The organism is Micromonospora sp. NPDC047730 (genome assembly GCF_043204765.1).
In the GTDB taxonomy this organism is placed as follows: Bacteria; Actinomycetota; Actinomycetes; order Mycobacteriales; family Micromonosporaceae; genus Micromonospora.
In genome coordinates, this window is record NZ_JBIDCU010000001.1 from 554,321 (window position 1) to 572,450 (window position 18,130).

Below are 18,130 nucleotides of genomic sequence, written 5' to 3' on the forward strand. Positions count from 1 at the left end.
CCCCGGTCACGCCCCGCGCGAGCGCCCACGGCCGGTCCGCCGGGCCCCGGGCGGGGCGGCAGCCGCGGCGGGCGGTCAGGCGGGGACGGCGAGCGCGGGCGGTGCGGGGCGCTGGCGGCCCGGGGCGCCGCCGCTGGCCGGACGGGTGCCGCCGGCCGGGGCGACCGCGGTGGAGCCGCGCACCACCAGCTCGGGCCGGAACACGTACTCCGAGTGCGGGGCGGCGTGCCCGTTGATCTCGTCGACCAGGGCCCGGACGGCGGCGACCGCCATCGCGGCCACCGGCTGGCGCATGGTGGTCAGCGGCGGGTCCGTGAAGGCCATCAGCGGGGAGTCGTCGTAGCCGACCACCGAGAGGTCGGTCGGCACGGACAGGCCGCGCTGCCGGGCGGCCCGGATCGCGCCGAGCGCCATCAGGTCCGAGCCGCAGACGATGCCGGTGACGCCCCGGTCCAGCAGTCGTGCGGCGGCCGCCTCGCCACCCTCCACACCGAACAGGGAGAGCTCGGCCAGCTCGCCGAGGTCCGCCTCGGCCGCGCCGGCCAGCCGGCCCATCGCGGCCCGGAAGCCGGCCACCCGCCGCTGCACCGGCACGAACCGGTCCGGGCCGGTGATCAGGCCGATGCGGCGGTGCCCGAACGCCACCAGGTGGGCCACGGCCAGTTCGGTGGCCTCGCCGTCGTCGCAGGAGACGAAGGGGGCGGGGATGCCCGGCGCGTACCCGTTGATCATGACGATGGGCAGCGGACGGGCGATCAGGGCGCGGTACCTGTCGTGGTTGGCGGCGGTGTCGGCGTGCAGGCCGGAGACGAAGACGATCCCGGAGACCTGCCGGTCCAGCAGCATCTCGACGTACTCGTCCTCGGTGACTCCGCCCGGCGTCTGCGTGCACAGCACCGGGGTGAACCCGCTCTGCGCCAGCGTCGACTCGATCACCTGGGCGAAGGCGGGGAAGATCGGGTTGTCCAGTTCGGGCACCACCAGGCCCACCAGGCCGGCGCTGCGCTTGCGCAGCCGGGCGGGGCGCTCGTAGCCGAGCACGTCGAGGGCGGTCAGGACGGCCTGCCGGGTCTCGGGGGCCACGCCCGGGCGGTCGTTGAGCACCCGCGACACCGTGGCCTCGCTGACTTCGGCCTGCTGGGCGATGTCGGACAGTCGAGCGCGCATGGCCCGCACTTTAGCTCACGAGCAAGATCTTGCGTACACTCCTGCAAGCCCTTCCATTCTCTGAAACCCCTTGCTAACGTCCCCGCAACACGCGAGAGCAGCGGCGCAGCACATCGGGCGCCGGTTTGGCAAGAAATTTACAGAGGTTTCCAGGCGGGTCGCCCTTCCCCCGGCGGGCCGCCATGACGACAGGAGTACCGATGCGCATCCGTACCGCGGGTGTGGTCGCCGTCCTCGGCCTGGCGCTCGCCGCCTCCGGCTGCGGCAGCGACAGCAGCGACGAGCCGGCCGCGAAGGAATCCACCAAGGCCGCCGCCGGCGGCAAGCTGGTGATCTGGGCCGACGACAAGCGCACCGCCGCCCTCAAGCCGTTCGCCGAGAAGTTCGGCCAGGAGAACGGCGTCACGGTCGAGGTCCAGGCCGTCTCCAAGGACCTCCAGACCAACTTCGTCACCGCCTCGCAGCAGGGCAGCGGCCCGGACGTCGTGGTCGGCGCGCACGACTGGATCGGCAACCTCGTCCAGAACGGCGCCATCGACCCGGTGCAGCTCGCCGCCGAGCAGAAGAGCGGCTTCAACGAGACCGCCGTCAAGGCCGTGACCTTCAACGGCCAGCTCTACGGCGTGCCCTACGCCATGGAGAACCTGGCGCTGATCCGCAACACCGAGCTGGCCCCCGAGGCGCCGAAGACGATCGAGGACCTGGTCGCCGCCGGCAAGAAGCTCAAGGCCGAGAAGAAGGCCAGCGAGATCCTCTGCCTCCAGTCCGGCCAGAACGGCGACGCGTACCACATCTACCCGCTCTACACCTCCGGTGGCGGGTACCTCTTCGGCACCGCCGCCAACGGCGACTACGACCCGAAGGACCTGGGCGTCGGCAAGCCGGAGTCGATCGAGGCGTTCAAGAAGATCGCCGCGCTCGGTGAGAAGGGCGAGGGCGCGCTCAAGCGTTCCATCACCCCCGAGAACTCGATCGCCACCTTCACCGGCAAGAAGTGCGCCTTCCTGGTCTCCGGCCCGTGGGCCGTCGCGGACGCCAAGAAGGCCAACATCAAGTACGACATCTCCCCGGTCCCCGGCTTCGCCGGTGGCAAGGAGGCTCAGCCGTTCGTGGGCGTCCAGGCGTTCTACGTGGCGTCGAAGGGCAAGAACAAGGCCCTGGCCCAGGAGTTCGTGGCCAACCACGTCACCACCCCCGACCTGGCCGTGGCGCTCTACAACGCCGAGCCCCGTCCGCCGGCGCTGACCGCCGCGCTGGACCAGGTCAAGGGCACCGACCCGGACCTGGCCAAGTTCCAGGAGGCCGGCAAGAACGGTCAGGTGCTCCCGGCGATCCCCGCCATGGCCACCATCTGGGACCCGTTCGGTAAGGCCGAGGCCGCCATCATCGGCGGCGCCGACCCGACCAAGACGATCACCGCGGCCGGCAAGACCATCTCCGGCCAGATCAAGTAATGAGCACGTCGCTGTCCGGCCCGGGACCTGCCACACAGGACCCGGGCCGGGAGCCCGTCGGCTCCGGGCTCCCGCGCCCGTCTCGCACCGCGCGGCACCACGCGCCGATCACCGCGACCGGTCTGCTCGTCAAGGTGATCCTGCTCGGCCTGACCGCCGGGATCGCGATCTGGGCGGCCTTCCCGCTCGTCGAGGCGGAGAAGTGGATCGGGCTGGCAGTCCTGGCCGCCACCACCGCCGGGCTGTTCTACCTCTACCTGACCCGGCGGCACATCCCGGCGAAGTACCTGGTCCCCGGCACGCTCTTCCTGATCGCGTTCCAGGTGGTCCCGGTGCTCTACACGGCGAGCACCGCCTTCACGAACTTCGGCGACGGTCACCGCGGCACCAAGGACGAGGCCGTCGTCGCCATCCAGACCGCCTCGGTCAAGCAGGTGCCCGGCTCCACCGAGTACGCCCTGTCGATCGCCACCAAGGGCGACCCGGCGACCGGGCCGCTCGTCTTCCTGGTCTCCGACCCGGCCACCGGCGTGGTCTCGGCCGGCGACAGCGGGGGGCTGCGCCAGCTCGACGCCGGCCAGGTCACCGTCGCGCCCGGCGGCAAGGTCACCGCCGCCGAGGGCTACACCGTGCTCAACTTCGGTCAGGCCAGCGCGCGCAGCCAGGAGATCACCGACCTGGTGGTGCCGACCGCCGGGGGCGCGGTGCGCTCCGCCGGCCTGTCCCGCGCCTACGAGGGCAAGGCGGTCCGGGCGTACGACGCCGGCTGCGACTGCATCCGGGACACCGAGACCGGCCGGACCTGGACGGCGGACGAGGAGACCGGCGCCTTCGTCGCCGCCGACGGCGAGCGGCTGGCCCAGGGCTGGAAGGTCACCGTCGGGCTGGAGAACTTCTCCCGGGTGCTCACCGACCCGGCCATCTCCGGGCCGTTCTTCGGCACCCTGCTGTGGAACTTCGCCTTCGCCATCGCCTCGACCGGCGGCACGTTCCTGCTGGGCATGTTCATCGCCCTGGCGCTGCACTCGCCCCGGATGCGGGGCACCAACCTCTACCGGGTCCTGCTGATCCTGCCGTACGCCATGCCGTCCTTCGCGATGCTGCTGGTCTGGCGGGACATGTTCAACACGGACTTCGGCCTGATCAACAACCTGTTCGGGATCGGGGTGGACTGGTTCGGCCAGGAGTGGTCGGCCCGGATCGCGGTGATCCTGGTGCAGCTCTGGCTGGGCTACCCGTACATGTTCCTGGTCGCCACGGGCGCGTTGCAGGCCATTCCGAAGGAGCTGACCGAGGCGACGTCGGTCGACGGCGCGTCGCCCTGGCAGTCGTTCCGGTCGGTCACCCTGCCGCTGCTGCTGGTCGCGCTCTCCCCGCTGCTGATCGCGTCGTTCGCGTACAACTTCAACAACTTCAACGCGATCTACCTGACCACCGAGGGTGGCCCCTTCCCGGCGGACAACCCGACCGCGGGGGCGACCGACCTGCTCATCACGTACACCTACCGGCTGGCCTTCGGCGCCCAGGGAGCCCAGTTCGGCCTGGCGGCCGCGGTGTCGATCTTCATCTTCACCATCGTCGCGGTGGTCTCGGCGGTGAGCTTCCGGCGCACCCGCAAGCAGGAGGAGGTGTACTCGTGACCTCGCTGCACGGCACTTCGGTCGCGGGCGGCGGCACCGGCGCCGCCCCGGCCGCCAACCGCAACGCGGGCCGGGGCCGCAACCGGTGGTTCGCCCGGGTCGGCTGGCGCCATCTCGTCGGCGTGCTGGCGGTCGCGTTCAGCCTCTTCCCGATCCTGTTCGTGCTCTCGGCCGCGCTCAACCCGCTCGGCACGCTCTCCTCGACCGAACTGGTGCCGACCGGCGCGTCCTTCGACAACTTCGTGGACCTGTTCGACCGCACGGCGTTCGGGTGGTGGTTCCTCAACTCGCTGCTGATCGCCGGGGTGGCCTCGTTCGCGTCGGTCTTCCTGTCGGCGCTGGCGGCGTACGCCTTCTCGCGGATGCGGTTCTCCGGGCGGCGCGTCGGGCTGCTGTCGCTCCTGCTGATCCAGATGTTCCCGCAGTTCCTGGCGATCGTGGCGATCTTCCTGATCTTCACCACGATCACCGACCTGTGGCCGGCGATCGGCTTCAACACGCCGTGGGGGCTGCTGCTGCTCTACCTGGGCGGCGCGCTCGGCGTGAACACCTGGCTGATGAAGGGCTTCTTCGACACGCTCCCCCGGGAACTGGACGAGTCGGCCACGATGGACGGCGCCACGCACGCCCAGGTCTTCTTCCGGATCATGCTGCCGCTGGTGGCGCCGATCCTGGCGGTGACCGGCCTGCTCGCCTTCATCGGCACCATCAACGAGTTCCTGATGGCGAACGTCTTCCTGACCAACAGCGAGTCCAAGACCCTCGCGGTCGGCATGTTCGGTCTGGTGGCCGGGGAGCGGAACAACAACTTCGGCATCTTCGCGGCGGGCACCCTGCTCACCGCCATTCCCACGGTGCTGGTCTTCCAACTGGTCCAGCGCTACATCGTCTCCGGCCTCACCGCCGGAGCTGTCAAAGGCTGAGCCTCCTCGGCTCACCGCTGCGGCAAGGGCGTCGGCGTCCGACGTACACCGGAGCAGTCGCGGGTCGACCGCCGCGGTCGGGAAACCGGCCGCGGCGGGTGGCCCCTTTCTCTCCCCGTCCGATCGACGCGAAAGGCACCCCCATGTCCCTGTTGCCGCACCACGACGGATCCGCCCTGTACGTCCCCGAGCAGGAGCCCTCGCTCGGCGACACCGTCGACGTCTTCGTCCGGGTGCCGGCCGGCGCCGACGTCCGTCAGGTGCACGTGCGCACCACCGGCGACGGTGAACCCCGGTTCACCGAGGCGGTCGTCGACCGCACCGACGGCGACGACGTCTGGTGGCGGGTCCCGGTCGAGGCCCGCAACCCGGTCAGCAACTACCGGTTCATGCTCACCGGCCGCCGCGGCTACCGCTGGCTGAACGCCGCCGGCGTGGCGCACCACGACGTGCCGGACAACGGTGACTTCAAGCTGGTCACCCACGCCCCGCCGCCGGCCTGGGCCCGGGACGCGGTGATCTACCAGATCTTCCCGGACCGGTTCGCCCGCTCCGCCGCCGCCGACGGGCGCGACCTGCCGGACTGGGCGATCCCGTGCGACTGGGACACCCCGGTGATCGGGCGCGGCCCGGAGACCCCCTACCAGTTCTACGGCGGCGACCTGGACGGCGTCACCGGGCGGCTGGACCACCTGGACCGGCTCGGCGTGAACACCGTCTACCTGACGCCGATCTTCCCGGCCCGCTCCAACCACCGCTACGACGCGTCCAGCTTCGACACCGTCGATCCGCTGCTCGGCGGGAACGCCGCGCTGGCCCGGCTCGCCGACGCCGTACGCGCCCGCGGCTGGCGGCTGCTCGGCGACATCACCAGCAACCACACCGGCGACGCGCACGAGTGGTTCACCCGGGCTGCCTCGGACGTGTCCGCGCCGGAGCGGGAGCTGTACTACTTCGACGAGGTCACCGGAGACTACGAGTCCTGGAACGGGGTCAAGTCGCTGCCGAAGCTGAACTGGGGCAGCGCCGAGCTGCGCCGGCGCTTCGCGACCGCCGAGGACTCGCTGCTGCGCCGCTGGCTGCGCCCGCCGTACGGGCTGGACGGCTGGCGGGTGGACGTGGCGAACATGACCGGGCGGCGGGGCGCCGACGCGTACACCCACGAGGTGGCGGCGCTGCTGCGCCGGGTGGTCGCCGAGACCCGCGCCGACGGCCTGCTGCTGGCCGAGCACGGCCACGACCACACCGGCGACCTGGACCGTGACGGCTGGCACGGGACGATGAACTACGTCGGCTTCACCGACCCCGTCTGGTCCTGGCTGCGGCACGGCGACGACCCGCTGCCGAACTTCCTCGGCACCCCGGGCGGCGTGCTGCGGCGGGACGCCGAGGCCGTGCTGGCCACCATGAACGCCTACCGGTCGCTGGTCTCGTGGCGGTCGTACGCGCACTCGTGGCAGCTGCTCGGCTCGCACGACTCGGCCCGGATCCGCACCGTGGTCGGCGACGCCGCGCGGCAGGAGGTCGCCGCCGGTCTGCTCGCCACGATGCCGGGCACCCCGGTGATCTTCGCCGGCGACGAGCTGGGCCTGACCGGCACCAACGGGGAGGGCTCCCGGACCCCGATGCCGTGGCACCGGCCCGAGACCTGGGACGAGTCGACGTTCGCCGGCTATCGGGCGCTGGTCGCGTTGCGCCGCGCCGAGCCCGCGCTGCGCCACGGCGGCCTGCGCTGGCTGCACCACGACGCGGACACCCTGGTCTTCCTGCGGGAGGCGGCGACCGGCACCGTGCTGGTGCTGGCCCGCCGGGCCGCCGGCGCTCCGGTCCGGCTGGGCGGGCTGCGGGCGGCGGAGAACGTCTACGGCGGCGCCCCCGCCCTCCGCCCCGACCCGGACGGCACGGTCACCCTGCCCGCCGACGGCCCCACCTTCCAGGCCTGGCGTCTCCCCTGACCCGGGGCCGCCCGCGCCGCCCTGCCCCGTGCGCGCCGCCGGGGCGGGGTGGGGTGGGGTAGGGGTCGGTCAGGGGGCGAGGAGGGCGCGGACGCCGGCGAGGTAGGTGGCGCGGTCCGGGCGGCCGGTGAGGAGCCGCTGGAGGAACCAGCCGATGACCAGGGCGAAGAGGCCGGCGGCGACCGCCTTCGGGTCGGCGTCGGCGGCCACCTCGCCGGTGCCCTGGGCGCGCCGGACGAGCGCCTCGAAGTGGCGGCGGATGCCGTCGTACTTGTCGGCCACGAACTCGGCCAGCACCGGGTCCCGCTGTGCCTCGCCCCAGACCTGGATCGCGATCCGCAGGGTGCCGTCGTCGCCGGTCTGCGTCTCCACGTACGCCAGCGTGCGGTCGAGCGCCTCGACCAGGGGGAGCGGTGGCTCCCGCTGGAGCAGGTCGTCGAGGACGACTTCGGCGCCGCCGACCGCCTCCTCGGCGATCGCGTTGATCAGATCCGCCTTGCTCGGGAAGTAGCGGTAGACGGCGCCCACGCTGAGACCGGCCTCGGCGATCACGTCCTGCATTGTCGTGCGGTGGAAGCCCTCCCGCAGGAAGCACCGGCGGGCCGCGTCGACGATCTGGCGGCGGCGGGCGGCGAGGTGTTCCGGGGAGACGCGGGGCACGGGACACATCGTAAATCGAACGTTCGTTCTTGACAGTCGCGCACCACGGGGGCAGCCTGGAGTCATAAAAGAATGAGCGTTCGTTTTAGGAGGCTCCATGTCGACCCGCACCCCGCCGCCCCTGCCGGCCGCCCTCGGTGTCGCCGCCTTGGCGGCGGTCCTGCTGGCGCTGCTCGTACCCCTCTTCGCGGCTCCGGCCACCAACCTGGCGCCGCGCGACCTGCCCGTGGCAGTCGCGGGCCCGGCGCCCGCCACCGGCGACCTCGCCGCCCGGCTCGCCGCCGCGCGGCCGGGAGCCTTCGACGTGACCACCCTCCCGGACGCTGCGGCAGCCGACCGGGCCCTGCGCGACCGACAGGTGTACGCGGCGTTCGTCGCCGGCCCCGAGGGCGTCGCCCTGCACACCGCGCCGGCCGCCAGCCCGACGGTCGCCGCGCTGCTCACCGAGGCGGCCGCCCAGTTCGCCGCCGGCCGCCCGGTGCCGGTGGTCGAGGTGGTCCCCGCCGCCCCGGACGACCCCCGGGGCGCCGGGTTCGCCGCCGGTTTCCTGCCGTTCGCGATGGCGAGCATGCTGGCCGGCGCGCTGCTGACCCTCCTGGTCGCCGGCCGGGGTGCCCGACTGCTCGGCCTGGTGGTCTTCGGCGTCCTCGCCGGGGGCGCCGGCGTGGCCGTGCTGCACGGCTGGCTCGGCGTGCTCGACGGCGACCCGCTCGCCGAGGCGGCGGCGGTCGGGCTCTTCGCGCTGGCCGCCGCGGCCACGGTGGCGGGTCTCGGGGCGCTGCTCGGCCGGCCGGGCCTCGGCCTGGGCGCACTGCTGGTCTTCCTGGTCGGCAACCCGCTCTCGGCGGTCAGCGCGGCACCCGAGCTGCTGCCGCAGCCGTGGGGCGCGGTCGGTCAGTTCCTGCCGGTGGGCGCCGGCGGCACCCTGCTGCGCTCGGTGACCTTCTTCGACGGCGCCGGGTCCGCCCGGTCGCTCACCGTCCTCGCCGGGTACGCGCTGGTCGGGCTGGTGCTGGTCCTGGTGGGTCGCCGGCCCTCCGGCGCCGCCGCCGCCGGGTCGCCGCGCCCGGTCGGCCCCCGGGCGGTGGCTGACACGCCCTGAACCGCCCCGCTACTACGATCCGTCGTTGGTGGGGGAGGATGTGCGCGTGGAAGCTCTCAGACTGATACTGCGCTACGTCCATCTGATCGGTTTCGCCCTGCTGCTCGGCGGCGCGATCGTCCAGTACATCAGCGGGAAGTTGCGGATCAACCCGGCCATGCTCTGGGGGTCCGTGATCATGCTGCTGACCGGCATCGGTCTCTCCGCGCCACTGCGTGACGGCAACGAGCCGGACCCGGCCAAACTTGTTACCAAGTTGGTGCTCGCCCTGCTGATCTTCGTCATGGTCTTCTTTTCCCGGAAGCGCGACGTGGTCAGCCGCGGCCACTTCCTTGCGATCGTCGGGTTGACCCTGGTCAACGCGGCGGTGGCGGTCTTCTGGCGGTAACGTCTCCGGCAAGGGCCGCCCGGGAAAAACGGGCGTTTCCGCGACGTCCCGGCGCCCACCTACCAGCACCCAGAGTGATCTGCCCCACCTAAGGGTTACGTAGGGGTAACAAGCGCTCAACGTTCGTGCACGATTGTCGGCCGGTGGGTGGGCGCGGGCGTACGCTCCCGTCCGTAACGTGGGACGCCGGCGGCGCAGCGCAGCCGGCTCATAGGGCTGCCACCGTGCAGGACGCGGTGTGCAATGGGGAAGGAGACGTCTTGCGCTCGGTGCGTGGGATGCGGATTGCCTCGGTCTTCGCGGTGGGTGGGCTCGTGCTGAGCGCCGCCGCTTGCGGTGAGGCTCCCGAGGACAGCAACAACGCCGGCAGCGGCGACAAGAAGTACAGCGCCTGCATGGTGACCGACGTCGGCGGCATCGACGACAAGTCGTTCAACACCTCGGCCTGGCAGGGCCTGCAGGAGGCCAAGAAGGCCAACGACAACATCGACATCAAGTACGTCGCGTCGAAGGCCGAGGCGGACTACGAGGTCAACCTGACCCAGTACGTCAACCAGAAGTGCGACTTCATCCTGGCCGTCGGCGGCCTGATGGGTGACGCCACCTCCAAGATCGCCAAGGCGAACCCGAACCAGCAGTTCGGCATCGTCGACGCGAAGCTGCCGGAGAGCAACGTCTACCCGATGCAGTTCGACACCGCCCAGGCCGGCTTCCTCGCCGGTTACCTGGCCGCCGGCATGACCAAGACCGGCACGGTGGGCACCTACGGCGGCATGAAGATCCCGCCGGTCACTATCTTCATGGATGGCTACGTCGACGGCGTCGCCCACTACAACAAGACGAAGAGCAAGACCGTCAAGGTCATCGGCTGGGACAAGGCCACCCAGAACGGCTCCTTCACCAACGACTTCGTCAAGCAGGACGAGGGCAAGAAGGTCAGCGACGCGCTGGTCGCCCAGCAGGCCGACATCATCATGCCGGTCGCCGGCGGCTCGGGCCTCGGCACCACCGGCGCGGCCAAGGCGTCGGGCGGCAAGTACAACACCATCTGGGTGGACGTCGACGGCTGCGAGAGCACCCCGGACTGCGCGGCCATCATCACCACGGTCGAGAAGAACATTCCGGACGCCGTCAAGGAGGCCGTCGTCAAGGCCGCCAACGGCGAGAAGCTCTCGCACGACCCGGGCTACCTGGGCAACCTCGCCAACAACGGCGTCGGGCTCGCCGCCTACCACGAGTTCGACAGCAAGGTCCCGGCCGAGCTGAAGGCGGAGATCGACAAGCTGAAGGCGGACATCGCCGCCGGCACCGTCACCGTCACCTCCGCAGCCCAGCCGAAGTGAGGCGCCGCCGGCCCACCCCGGTGAGACGATCACGGGGGTAGGGCCGGCGAGCGGTACAGCACGACGTTCCGGCCGTCCCGGCGTCGCGGGGAACCCCCACGACGCAGGGGCGGCCGATCCGCTCCACCCCCGACGACGGCCCCGCGCCGCGAGCGGTCCCCCGGCAGCTACGCTGCACCATCGCTTCGCACTCCAGGAGGTTGCGCTGAGACTCGAACTGCGCGGCATCACCAAGCGGTTCGGTGATCTGGTCGCCAACGACCACATCGACCTGACGGTGGAGCCTGGAGAGATCCACGCCCTGCTCGGCGAGAACGGCGCGGGCAAGTCGACCCTGATGAACGTGCTCTACGGGCTCTACCAGCCCGACGAGGGCGAGATCCTGGTCGACGGCGAGCCGTTGAAGCTGCGGGGGCCGTCCGACGCGATCGCGGCCGGGATCGGCATGGTCCACCAGCACTTCATGCTGGTGCCGGTCTTCACCGTCGCCGAGAACATCATGCTCGGCGCCGAGCAGGTCCGGGGCAGCATCGCCGGATTCCTGGACCGGCGGCGGGCCCGGCGCGAGGTCGCCGAGGTCTCCGAGCGCTACAACCTGCGGGTCGACCCGGACGCGGTGATCGAGGACCTGCCGGTCGGCATCCAGCAGCGGGTGGAGATCGTCAAGGCGCTCACCCGCGACGTCAACCTGCTCATCCTCGACGAGCCGACGGCGGTGCTCACCCCTCAGGAGACCGAGGAACTGCTCACCGTCATGCGGTCGCTCAAGGCCGCCGGCAAGTCGATCGTCTTCATCACGCACAAGCTGGGCGAGGTCAAGGCGATCGCCGACCGGATCACCGTCATCCGGCGCGGGAAGACCGTCGGCACCGCCTCGCCCGAGGCCAGCCGGGACGAGCTGGCCGCGCTCATGGTCGGCCGCAGCGTCCGGCTCACCGTGGAGAAGGAGCCGGCCACCCCCGGCAAGCCGATCCTGGAGGTCGCCGGCCTGGTCGTCGACGACGACCGGCAGATCCGGGCGGTCGACGGGATCGACCTGACCGTACGCGCGGGCGAGGTGCTCGGCGTGGCGGGCGTGCAGGGCAACGGCCAGACCGAGCTGATCGAGGCGATCATGGGGCTGCGCCCGACGCTCGCCGGCACGATCACGCTCGACGGGCAGCAGGTCAACGGCTGGTCGACCAAGAAGGTGCTCCGCGCCGGCGTCGGCTACGTGCCGGAGGACCGCAGCGTCGACGGCGTGGTCAAGGAGTTCTCCGTCGCGGAGAACCTGGTGCTCGACATCTACGACCGGCCGCCCTTCGGCAAGGGCCTGGCGCTCAAGCCGGACGCCATCGCGAAGTCGGCGAAGGAGCGGATCGCGCAGTTCGACGTCCGCACCTCCTCGGCCGACGCGCCGGTCGGCACCCTCTCCGGCGGCAACCAGCAGAAGGTGATCGTGGCCCGGGAGCTGTCCCGGCCGCTGAAGCTCTTCATCGCCGCCCAGCCGACCCGGGGCGTCGACGTCGGGTCCATCGAGTTCATCCACAGCCGGGTCATCCGCGAGCGGGACGTCGGCACCGCCGTCATGGTGGTCTCCAGCGAACTCGACGAGGTGATCGGCCTGGCCGACCGGATCGCCGTGATGTACCGCGGCCGGATCATCGGCATCGTCGGCCCGGACACCCCGCGCGAGGAGATCGGCCTGCTGATGGCCGGCATCACCCCCGACACGGCTCCCGCCGCCGCGTCCGGTACGACCCCGGCCGCGCCGACGGCCGACGGCGGCGCGGCGACCCCGACCGCCGAGGGCCCTGGTAGCGAGGACGAGGCATGAGCGAGCGAAGCGAGCGAATCATCAGGCTCTGCGCGGTGGTGCCTCATGGCGGCACGGAGCGAAGCGGAGTGCCGGCATGAGCAACCCGAACCCCCCGTCGGGCTCTCCGGACAAGGAGCCGGCGACCGAGGCGCAGGCCGCGCAGACCGCGCTCGGCAACACCGGGCGCGCCGAGGCGGCCACCTCCCCGAAGCAGCCGGCCCCGGAGGCGAAGCCCTCGCTGGGGCGGCTGTTCCTGGACAACCTCTGGGCCGCCAACACCTTCACGGTGACCCTGCTGTCGCTGCTCCTGGCGATGGTCGTCGGCGCCGTGCTGATGATCGTCTCCGACCCCGACGTGCTGGCCACCTACAGCTACATCACCGCCCGGCCGTCCGACGCGCTCAACGCGAGCTGGACGCTGGTCAGCGAGGCGTACGGCAACCTGTTCAAGGGCGCCGTCTTCGACCCCGAGGCGGTCGGCTTCCAGGCCGTGCTGAGCCCGATCTCCGAGACGCTCACCTACACCGCGCCGCTGGTCTTCACCGGCCTGTCGGTGGCGCTGGCGTTCCGGGGCGGCCTGTTCAACATCGGCGCCCAGGGCCAGGCCACGATGGGCGTGATCCTGGCCGCGCTGGCCGGCTTCCTGCTGCCGCTGCCGCCCGGCCTGCACCTGCTCGTCGCGGTGCTCGCCGGCGCGCTCGGCGGGGCGATCTGGGGCTTTATCCCGGGCATCCTCAAGGCGCGCGCCGGCGCCCACGAGGTGATCAACACGATCATGCTCAACTACATCGCCACGTACTTCCTGACCTGGATCATCGTGCAGAACGGCATCCAGGACCCGAACCGCACGGACGCGATCAGCAAGCCGGTCGACCCGTCGGCCCAGCTGCCCCGGCTGCTCGGCGACAACCTGCGGGTGCACGCCGGCATCATCCTGGCGGTGCTGGCCACCTGGGCCGTCTGGTGGCTGCTGAACCGCTCCACGCTCGGCTTCGAGCTGCGCGCGGTGGGCGCCAACCCGGACGCCGCGCGGACCGCCGGCATCAGCGTCACCCGGACGTACGTCCTGATCATGGTCTTCGCCGGAATCCTGGCCGGTCTCGGCGGCTCGAACATGGTGCTCGGCACCACCGCCAGCGCGCTGACCCCGCTGGTGGTCGCGCAGATCGGCTTCGACGGCATCCTGGTGGCGCTGCTCGGCCGGGTGAAGCCGTGGGGCGTGGCGCTGGCCGCGCTGCTCTTCGGCGCGCTCCAGGCCGGCGGCAACCGGATGCAGTCGTACTCGGGGATCTCGCTGGAGCTGGTCACCGTGCTCCAGGCGCTGATCGTCATCTTCATCGCCGCGCCGGCCCTGGTGAAGGCGATCTTCCAGCTCCGGGCCGCCCGCGCCGCCCGGTTGCAGACGAGCCTGGCGAAGGGCTGGTAACTCATGTCCACCATGGCTGTCGAAGACGTCGCCGTCGCCCCCGTCGACCTGGGTTTCTGGACCCGCACCCGCAAGGTCGGCGCCGTGCTGCTCGGGCTCGGCCTGCTGGCGACGGTGCTGTTCGGGGCGCTCGCCACCGGCGAGCAGGCCCGGTTCACCCTCAGCGAGGACGCCGCCGGCGCCGCCCTGAAGATCGACGGCACGCTCGGCGCGATTCTCTTCGGAGTCGTCACCGTGGCCGCCGGCGTCGCGATGCTCGCCGGGCTGCCGAAGCGCTGGTTCACCCTCGTGCTCGGCGTCGGCCTGGTCGGCTTCGTGCTGTCGTTCCTCTGCTGGCAGGTCTCGGCCGCGCCGAACGGGCAGAACTTCATGCCGCTGGTCAACATCGTCCGGGGCACGTTCATCCTGGCCCTGCCGCTGATCTTCGGCGCGCTGGCCGGCGTGCTCTGCGAACGCTCCGGCGTGGTCAACGTGGCCATCGAGGGGCAGTTGCTGATGGGCGCCTTCAGCGGCGCGCTCTTCGGCAGCCTCTCCGGCAACGTCTGGGTGGGCCTGGTCGCGGCGGCGCTCGGCGGCGCGTTCATCTCGCTGCTGCTGGCCGTCTTCTCGATCCGCTACCTGGTCGACCAGGTGGTCATGGGCATCGTGCTCAACCTGCTGGCGGTCGGCGTCACCGGCTTCCTCTACGAGCGGCTGATGCAGCCCAACGCGCAGGAGTACAACAGCGCGCCCCGGTTCAGCAACTGGGAGATCCCGCTGTTGTCGGACATCCCGCTGATCGGGCCGGCGCTGTTCCGGGGCAACATCTTCCTCTACCTCGGCCTGCTGCTGGTGCTGGTCATCCACATCGCACTGTTCCGCACCCGGTGGGGCCTGCGGACCCGCTCGGTCGGCGAGCACCCGACTGCCGCCGACACGCTGGGCGTCCGGGTGCTCGGGCTGCGCTACCGCAACGTGCTGCTCGCCGGGGTGGTCGCCGGCATCGGCGGCGCCTCGTACACGCTCGCGCTCTACTCGTTCACCAAGAACATGATCGGCGGCAAGGGCTTCATCGCCCTGGCCGCACTGATCTTCGGGCGGTGGAGCCCGACGGGGGCGCTGCTCGCGGCGCTCTTCTTCGGCTTCGCCGACCAGCTCGCCACCTACCTGGGCGCGATCAACAGCGCCATCCCGAGCCAGTTCCTGGCCATGCTGCCCTACCTGGCGACGATCCTGGCGGTGGCTGGTCTGGTCGGCCGGGTCCGGGCGCCGGCCGCCGACGGCAAGCCGTACATCAAGGGCTGACGGGGGAGCACGACATGGAGATCGACTGGGAGCGGCTGCGGGCCGCCGCCACGGACGTGATGCGGCACGCGTACGTGCCGTACTCGAAGTTCCCCGTCGGGGCGGCCGCCCTGGTCGACGACGGCCGCGTGGTGGTCGGCTGCAACGTGGAGAACGCCGCGTACGGCGTGGTGCTCTGCGCCGAGTGCGGCGTGGTCTCCTCGCTGCACGCCACCGGCGGTGGCCGGATCGTCGCCCTGTCCTGCGTCGACGCCACCGGCGAGCCGCTGATGCCGTGCGGCCGGTGCCGCCAGCTGCTGTGGGAGCAGGGCGGCCCGGAGTGCCTGATCGAGGCCAAGGGCGGCCCGCTGCGGATGGCCGAGCTGCTGCCGCACGCCTTCGACGTGGCCGACCTCGAGGCGGTCACCGGGGAGGCGCCGGTGCCGGTGGTGCCGGAGCGGCTGGCGGCCTGGCGCGGCCGGGGCACGGTCTTCGTGCACCCCGACCTCTCCGCCGGCCAGCAGGTCTGGACGGCCTACTGGGAGCGGTCCGCGGGGGACAGCGAGGGCGCCGAGACCGGCGTGCTGGAGGAGGGCCCGAGCTGGGACGACCCGGCGGAGGCGATCGCCTGGGGGCACGCCCGCACGCCCCGGGTCGTGGTCGTGGACGCCTCGGGCACGATCTTCTGGGCGGGCGAGGGCGAGCCGCCGATGGAGATCCCTATCCGCTGGGGTGGTTGAGCTCAGAGCCGGCTGGGGCCTGCCGTGCCCGGCTCCGGGCGGTCAGGCTTGGTCCCTCCGCCGGGCACGGCAGGCCCCAGCCGTCGGTGGTCACGGTTCGCGGATCGGTATCTGCACACGACTAGGGAAGATCTTTTGTGATGAGTGGTTTTGCGGCGGTTGACGTCATCCGGGTCAAGCGGGACGGGGGTGTGCTCTCCGACGCGCAGATCGACTGGGTGGTGGACGCGTACACCCGGGGGCTGGTCGCCGACGAGCAGATGTCGGCGTTGGCCATGGCGATTCTGCTCCGTGGCATGACCGCGCCGGAGATCGCCCGGTGGACCGCCGCGATGATCGCCAGCGGGGAGCGGCTCGACCTCTCCGCCGTCGACCGGCCGACCGTCGACAAGCACTCCACCGGCGGCGTCGGCGACAAGATCACCCTCCCGCTGACCCCGTTGGTGGCGGCGTGTGGCGCGGCCGTGCCGCAGCTCAGCGGCCGTGGCCTCGGCCACACGGGCGGCACGCTCGACAAGCTGGAGTCGATCCCCGGCTGGCGGGCGGCGCTGCGCAACGACGAGTTCATCGCCCAGCTCCGGGACGTGGGCGCGGTGATCTGCGCGGCCGGCGCGGGGCTCGCCCCGGCCGACCGCAAGCTGTACGCGCTGCGCGACGTGACCGGCACCGTCGAGGCCATCCCGCTGATCGCCAGCTCGATCATGAGCAAGAAGATCGCCGAGGGCACCGGGGCGCTGGTGCTCGACGTGAAGGTCGGCTCCGGCGCGTTCATGAAGTCCGTCGAGCAGGCCCGCGAGCTGGCCCGGACGATGGTGGAGCTGGGCGGCGCGCACGGCGTGCGGACCGTCGCCCTGCTCACCGACATGTCGACCCCGCTCGGCCTGACCATCGGCAACGCCGTCGAGGTGACCGAGTCGGTCGAGGTGCTGGCCGGGGGCGGCCCCGCCGACGTGGTCGAGCTGACCCTGGCGCTGGCCCGCGAGATGCTCGACGCGGCCGGGCTGCCGGACGCCGACCCGGAGGCCGCGCTGCGCGACGGCCGGGCCATGGACTCCTGGCGCGCGATGATCCGCGCCCAGGGTGGCGACCCGGACGCCCCGATGCCGACCGCGAACGAGGTCGAGGTGGTCCGCGCGGACGCGGACGGCTTCGTCGCCTCGGTCGACGCGTACGCCATGGGGGTGGCCGCCTGGCGGCTCGGCGCCGGACGGGCGCGCAAGGAGGACCCGGTCAGCGTGCCGGCGGGGGTGGTGCTGCACAAGCGGCCCGGCGACCCGGTGCGGGCCGGCGACCCCCTCTACGAGCTGCGCGCGGAGCACGCCGCCCGGATCCCGGCGGCGCGGGACGACGCCGCGCGGGCGGTGCGGATCTCGCCGACCGCGCCCGCCGCGACGCCGTTGGTCATCGAGCGCATCGGCTGAGCGGGGCGGTCGCCGGGGCGGCATGGTGTCGGCCGGCTCGGAGCGCTATCCTCCCTGGCCAGGGGGACAACCGGCGCCGAGTCGTCGCGAGCAGACAGGACATTTCCGCCGTGACCGTACCTGCCCCCGATCCACGGGAGGTGCGTGAGGCGAGCCTGGACGAATTGTCCCGGCTGCGTCTTCCGCTGCCGCCACCCCAGTTCCCGCTCGTGTGGGAGCCCGGCGACCAGATCGAACTGCGACCCACCGCGGAGATCGAGGCCCGGATCGCCGTGCTGCACCTGATCCTCGCGCGCTGCTTCGGGATGCCGCCGCAGGCCGCGATGAGCTGGCTGCTCGCCTCGCACCTGGTCGAGATGGTCACGCCGCCGGAGTTCCAGTTCGTCACCGGCGGCAAGGGCGACCACCGGTCGTTCGTGCTGCACCACGACGCGCTCTTCGCGCTGGCCTGGGTGCTCGGCCTGACCAAGCAGCTCGACCCGACCCTGCCGGTGGACGAGCGGCTGGTGGAGCGGATGCCGCACATTCCCGGCGGGGAGACCTTCGGCCAGTGGCGTGCCCGGATCCTCGCGGCCCCGCAGCACCCCGCCGACGCGGCCGCGCTGCTCGACCTGCACTACTGCCTCGACTGGGCGTACCTGGAGACGGAACGGGCCGGCCGCAGGCCGCCCGGTGTGGTCGACGCCAACGCCATCGGTCAGCGCCGGTGGGCGCTGGAGTGGGCGGTGATCCTGCGGGGGCCCTACCACGACGAGCCCCCGGGCTGGGAAGAGGTCGACCTCTCCACCTGACCCGGCGGACTGAGGTGTAAGGAAGGGCACCTTACTAACGCCTGAGGTAGAGGAAGGGT

15 protein-coding genes are annotated in these 18,130 nt (G+C 71.9%); 13 read left to right on the forward strand and 2 right to left on the reverse strand.

The annotated features are described in order from the left end of the window. Positions 1–75 precede the first annotated feature (75 nt). Positions 76–1,167 (reverse strand): LacI family DNA-binding transcriptional regulator, encoded by a 1,092-nt coding sequence (locus tag ACGF5G_RS02755; RefSeq protein WP_393258374.1) that lies wholly within the window; start codon positions 1,165–1,167, stop codon positions 76–78. 200 nt (positions 1,168–1,367) lie between these two features. On the opposite strand from ACGF5G_RS02755, the gene ACGF5G_RS02760 reads away from it, so the two are divergent. From ACGF5G_RS02760 to ACGF5G_RS02775, 4 genes are all read left to right on the forward strand, one after another. Continuing rightward, on the forward strand, positions 1,368–2,621 hold the full coding sequence (locus ACGF5G_RS02760; protein ID WP_393258376.1) for an extracellular solute-binding protein: 1,254 nt from the start codon (positions 1,368–1,370) through the stop codon (positions 2,619–2,621). Further along, positions 2,621–4,261, forward strand: a complete 1,641-nt coding sequence (locus ACGF5G_RS02765) for an ABC transporter permease subunit (protein WP_393258379.1) — start codon at positions 2,621–2,623, stop codon at positions 4,259–4,261. Before ACGF5G_RS02760 ends, ACGF5G_RS02765 begins: the two co-directional genes overlap by 1 nt. Before the next feature lie 5 nt (positions 4,262–4,266). Continuing rightward, positions 4,267–5,184 carry a sugar ABC transporter permease gene (locus ACGF5G_RS02770; RefSeq protein WP_393259195.1) on the forward strand — a complete coding sequence of 306 codons (918 nt, stop codon included), beginning with the start codon at positions 4,267–4,269 and terminating at the stop codon, positions 5,182–5,184. 143 nt (positions 5,185–5,327) lie between these two features. Then, the gene (locus ACGF5G_RS02775) at positions 5,328–7,139 is read left to right on the forward strand and encodes a glycoside hydrolase family 13 protein (RefSeq protein ID WP_393258382.1); all 1,812 of its coding nucleotides are present in this window, start codon (positions 5,328–5,330) and stop codon (positions 7,137–7,139) included. A 69-nt stretch (positions 7,140–7,208) separates the two neighbouring features. Here the strand turns inward: ACGF5G_RS02775 and ACGF5G_RS02780 are convergent, their stop codons facing one another. Then, positions 7,209–7,808 carry a TetR/AcrR family transcriptional regulator gene (locus ACGF5G_RS02780; RefSeq protein ID WP_393258384.1) on the reverse strand — a complete coding sequence of 200 codons (600 nt, stop codon included), beginning with the start codon at positions 7,806–7,808 and terminating at the stop codon, positions 7,209–7,211. 88 nt (positions 7,809–7,896) lie between these two features. On the opposite strand from ACGF5G_RS02780, the gene ACGF5G_RS02785 reads away from it, so the two are divergent. The 9 genes from ACGF5G_RS02785 to ACGF5G_RS02825 all read left to right on the forward strand — a co-directional run bounded on the left by ACGF5G_RS02785 (position 7,897) and on the right by ACGF5G_RS02825 (position 18,071). Next, complete coding sequence (locus tag ACGF5G_RS02785) at positions 7,897–8,901, forward strand: hypothetical protein (RefSeq protein ID WP_393258386.1); 1,005 nt, start codon at positions 7,897–7,899, stop codon at positions 8,899–8,901. A 46-nt stretch (positions 8,902–8,947) separates the two neighbouring features. After that, on the forward strand, positions 8,948–9,289 hold the full coding sequence (locus ACGF5G_RS02790) for a hypothetical protein (protein ID WP_393258388.1): 342 nt from the start codon (positions 8,948–8,950) through the stop codon (positions 9,287–9,289). Between the two features lie 278 nt (positions 9,290–9,567). Beyond that, positions 9,568–10,632 (forward strand): BMP family protein, encoded by a 1,065-nt coding sequence (locus ACGF5G_RS02795; RefSeq protein WP_393258391.1) that lies wholly within the window; start codon positions 9,568–9,570, stop codon positions 10,630–10,632. Between the two features lie 265 nt (positions 10,633–10,897). Then, complete coding sequence (locus ACGF5G_RS02800) at positions 10,898–12,448, forward strand: ABC transporter ATP-binding protein (protein ID WP_393259197.1); 1,551 nt, start codon at positions 10,898–10,900, stop codon at positions 12,446–12,448. 76 nt (positions 12,449–12,524) lie between these two features. Then, positions 12,525–13,856, forward strand: coding sequence for an ABC transporter permease (locus tag ACGF5G_RS02805; RefSeq protein WP_393258393.1), 1,332 nt, complete (start codon positions 12,525–12,527; stop codon positions 13,854–13,856). A gap of 3 nt (positions 13,857–13,859) precedes the next feature. Beyond that, the gene (locus ACGF5G_RS02810; RefSeq protein WP_393258395.1) at positions 13,860–15,140 is read left to right on the forward strand and encodes an ABC transporter permease; all 1,281 of its coding nucleotides are present in this window, start codon (positions 13,860–13,862) and stop codon (positions 15,138–15,140) included. Between the two features lie 14 nt (positions 15,141–15,154). Next, entirely contained in the window at positions 15,155–15,859 is a 705-nt protein-coding gene (locus ACGF5G_RS02815) for a cytidine deaminase (RefSeq protein WP_393258397.1), read from the forward strand. Between the two features lie 140 nt (positions 15,860–15,999). Further along, positions 16,000–17,280, forward strand: a complete 1,281-nt coding sequence (locus tag ACGF5G_RS02820; RefSeq protein WP_393258399.1) for a thymidine phosphorylase — start codon at positions 16,000–16,002, stop codon at positions 17,278–17,280. A 110-nt stretch (positions 17,281–17,390) separates the two neighbouring features. Next, entirely contained in the window at positions 17,391–18,071 is a 681-nt protein-coding gene (locus ACGF5G_RS02825) for a DUF4272 domain-containing protein (protein ID WP_393258402.1), read from the forward strand. Positions 18,072–18,130 lie beyond the last annotated feature (59 nt).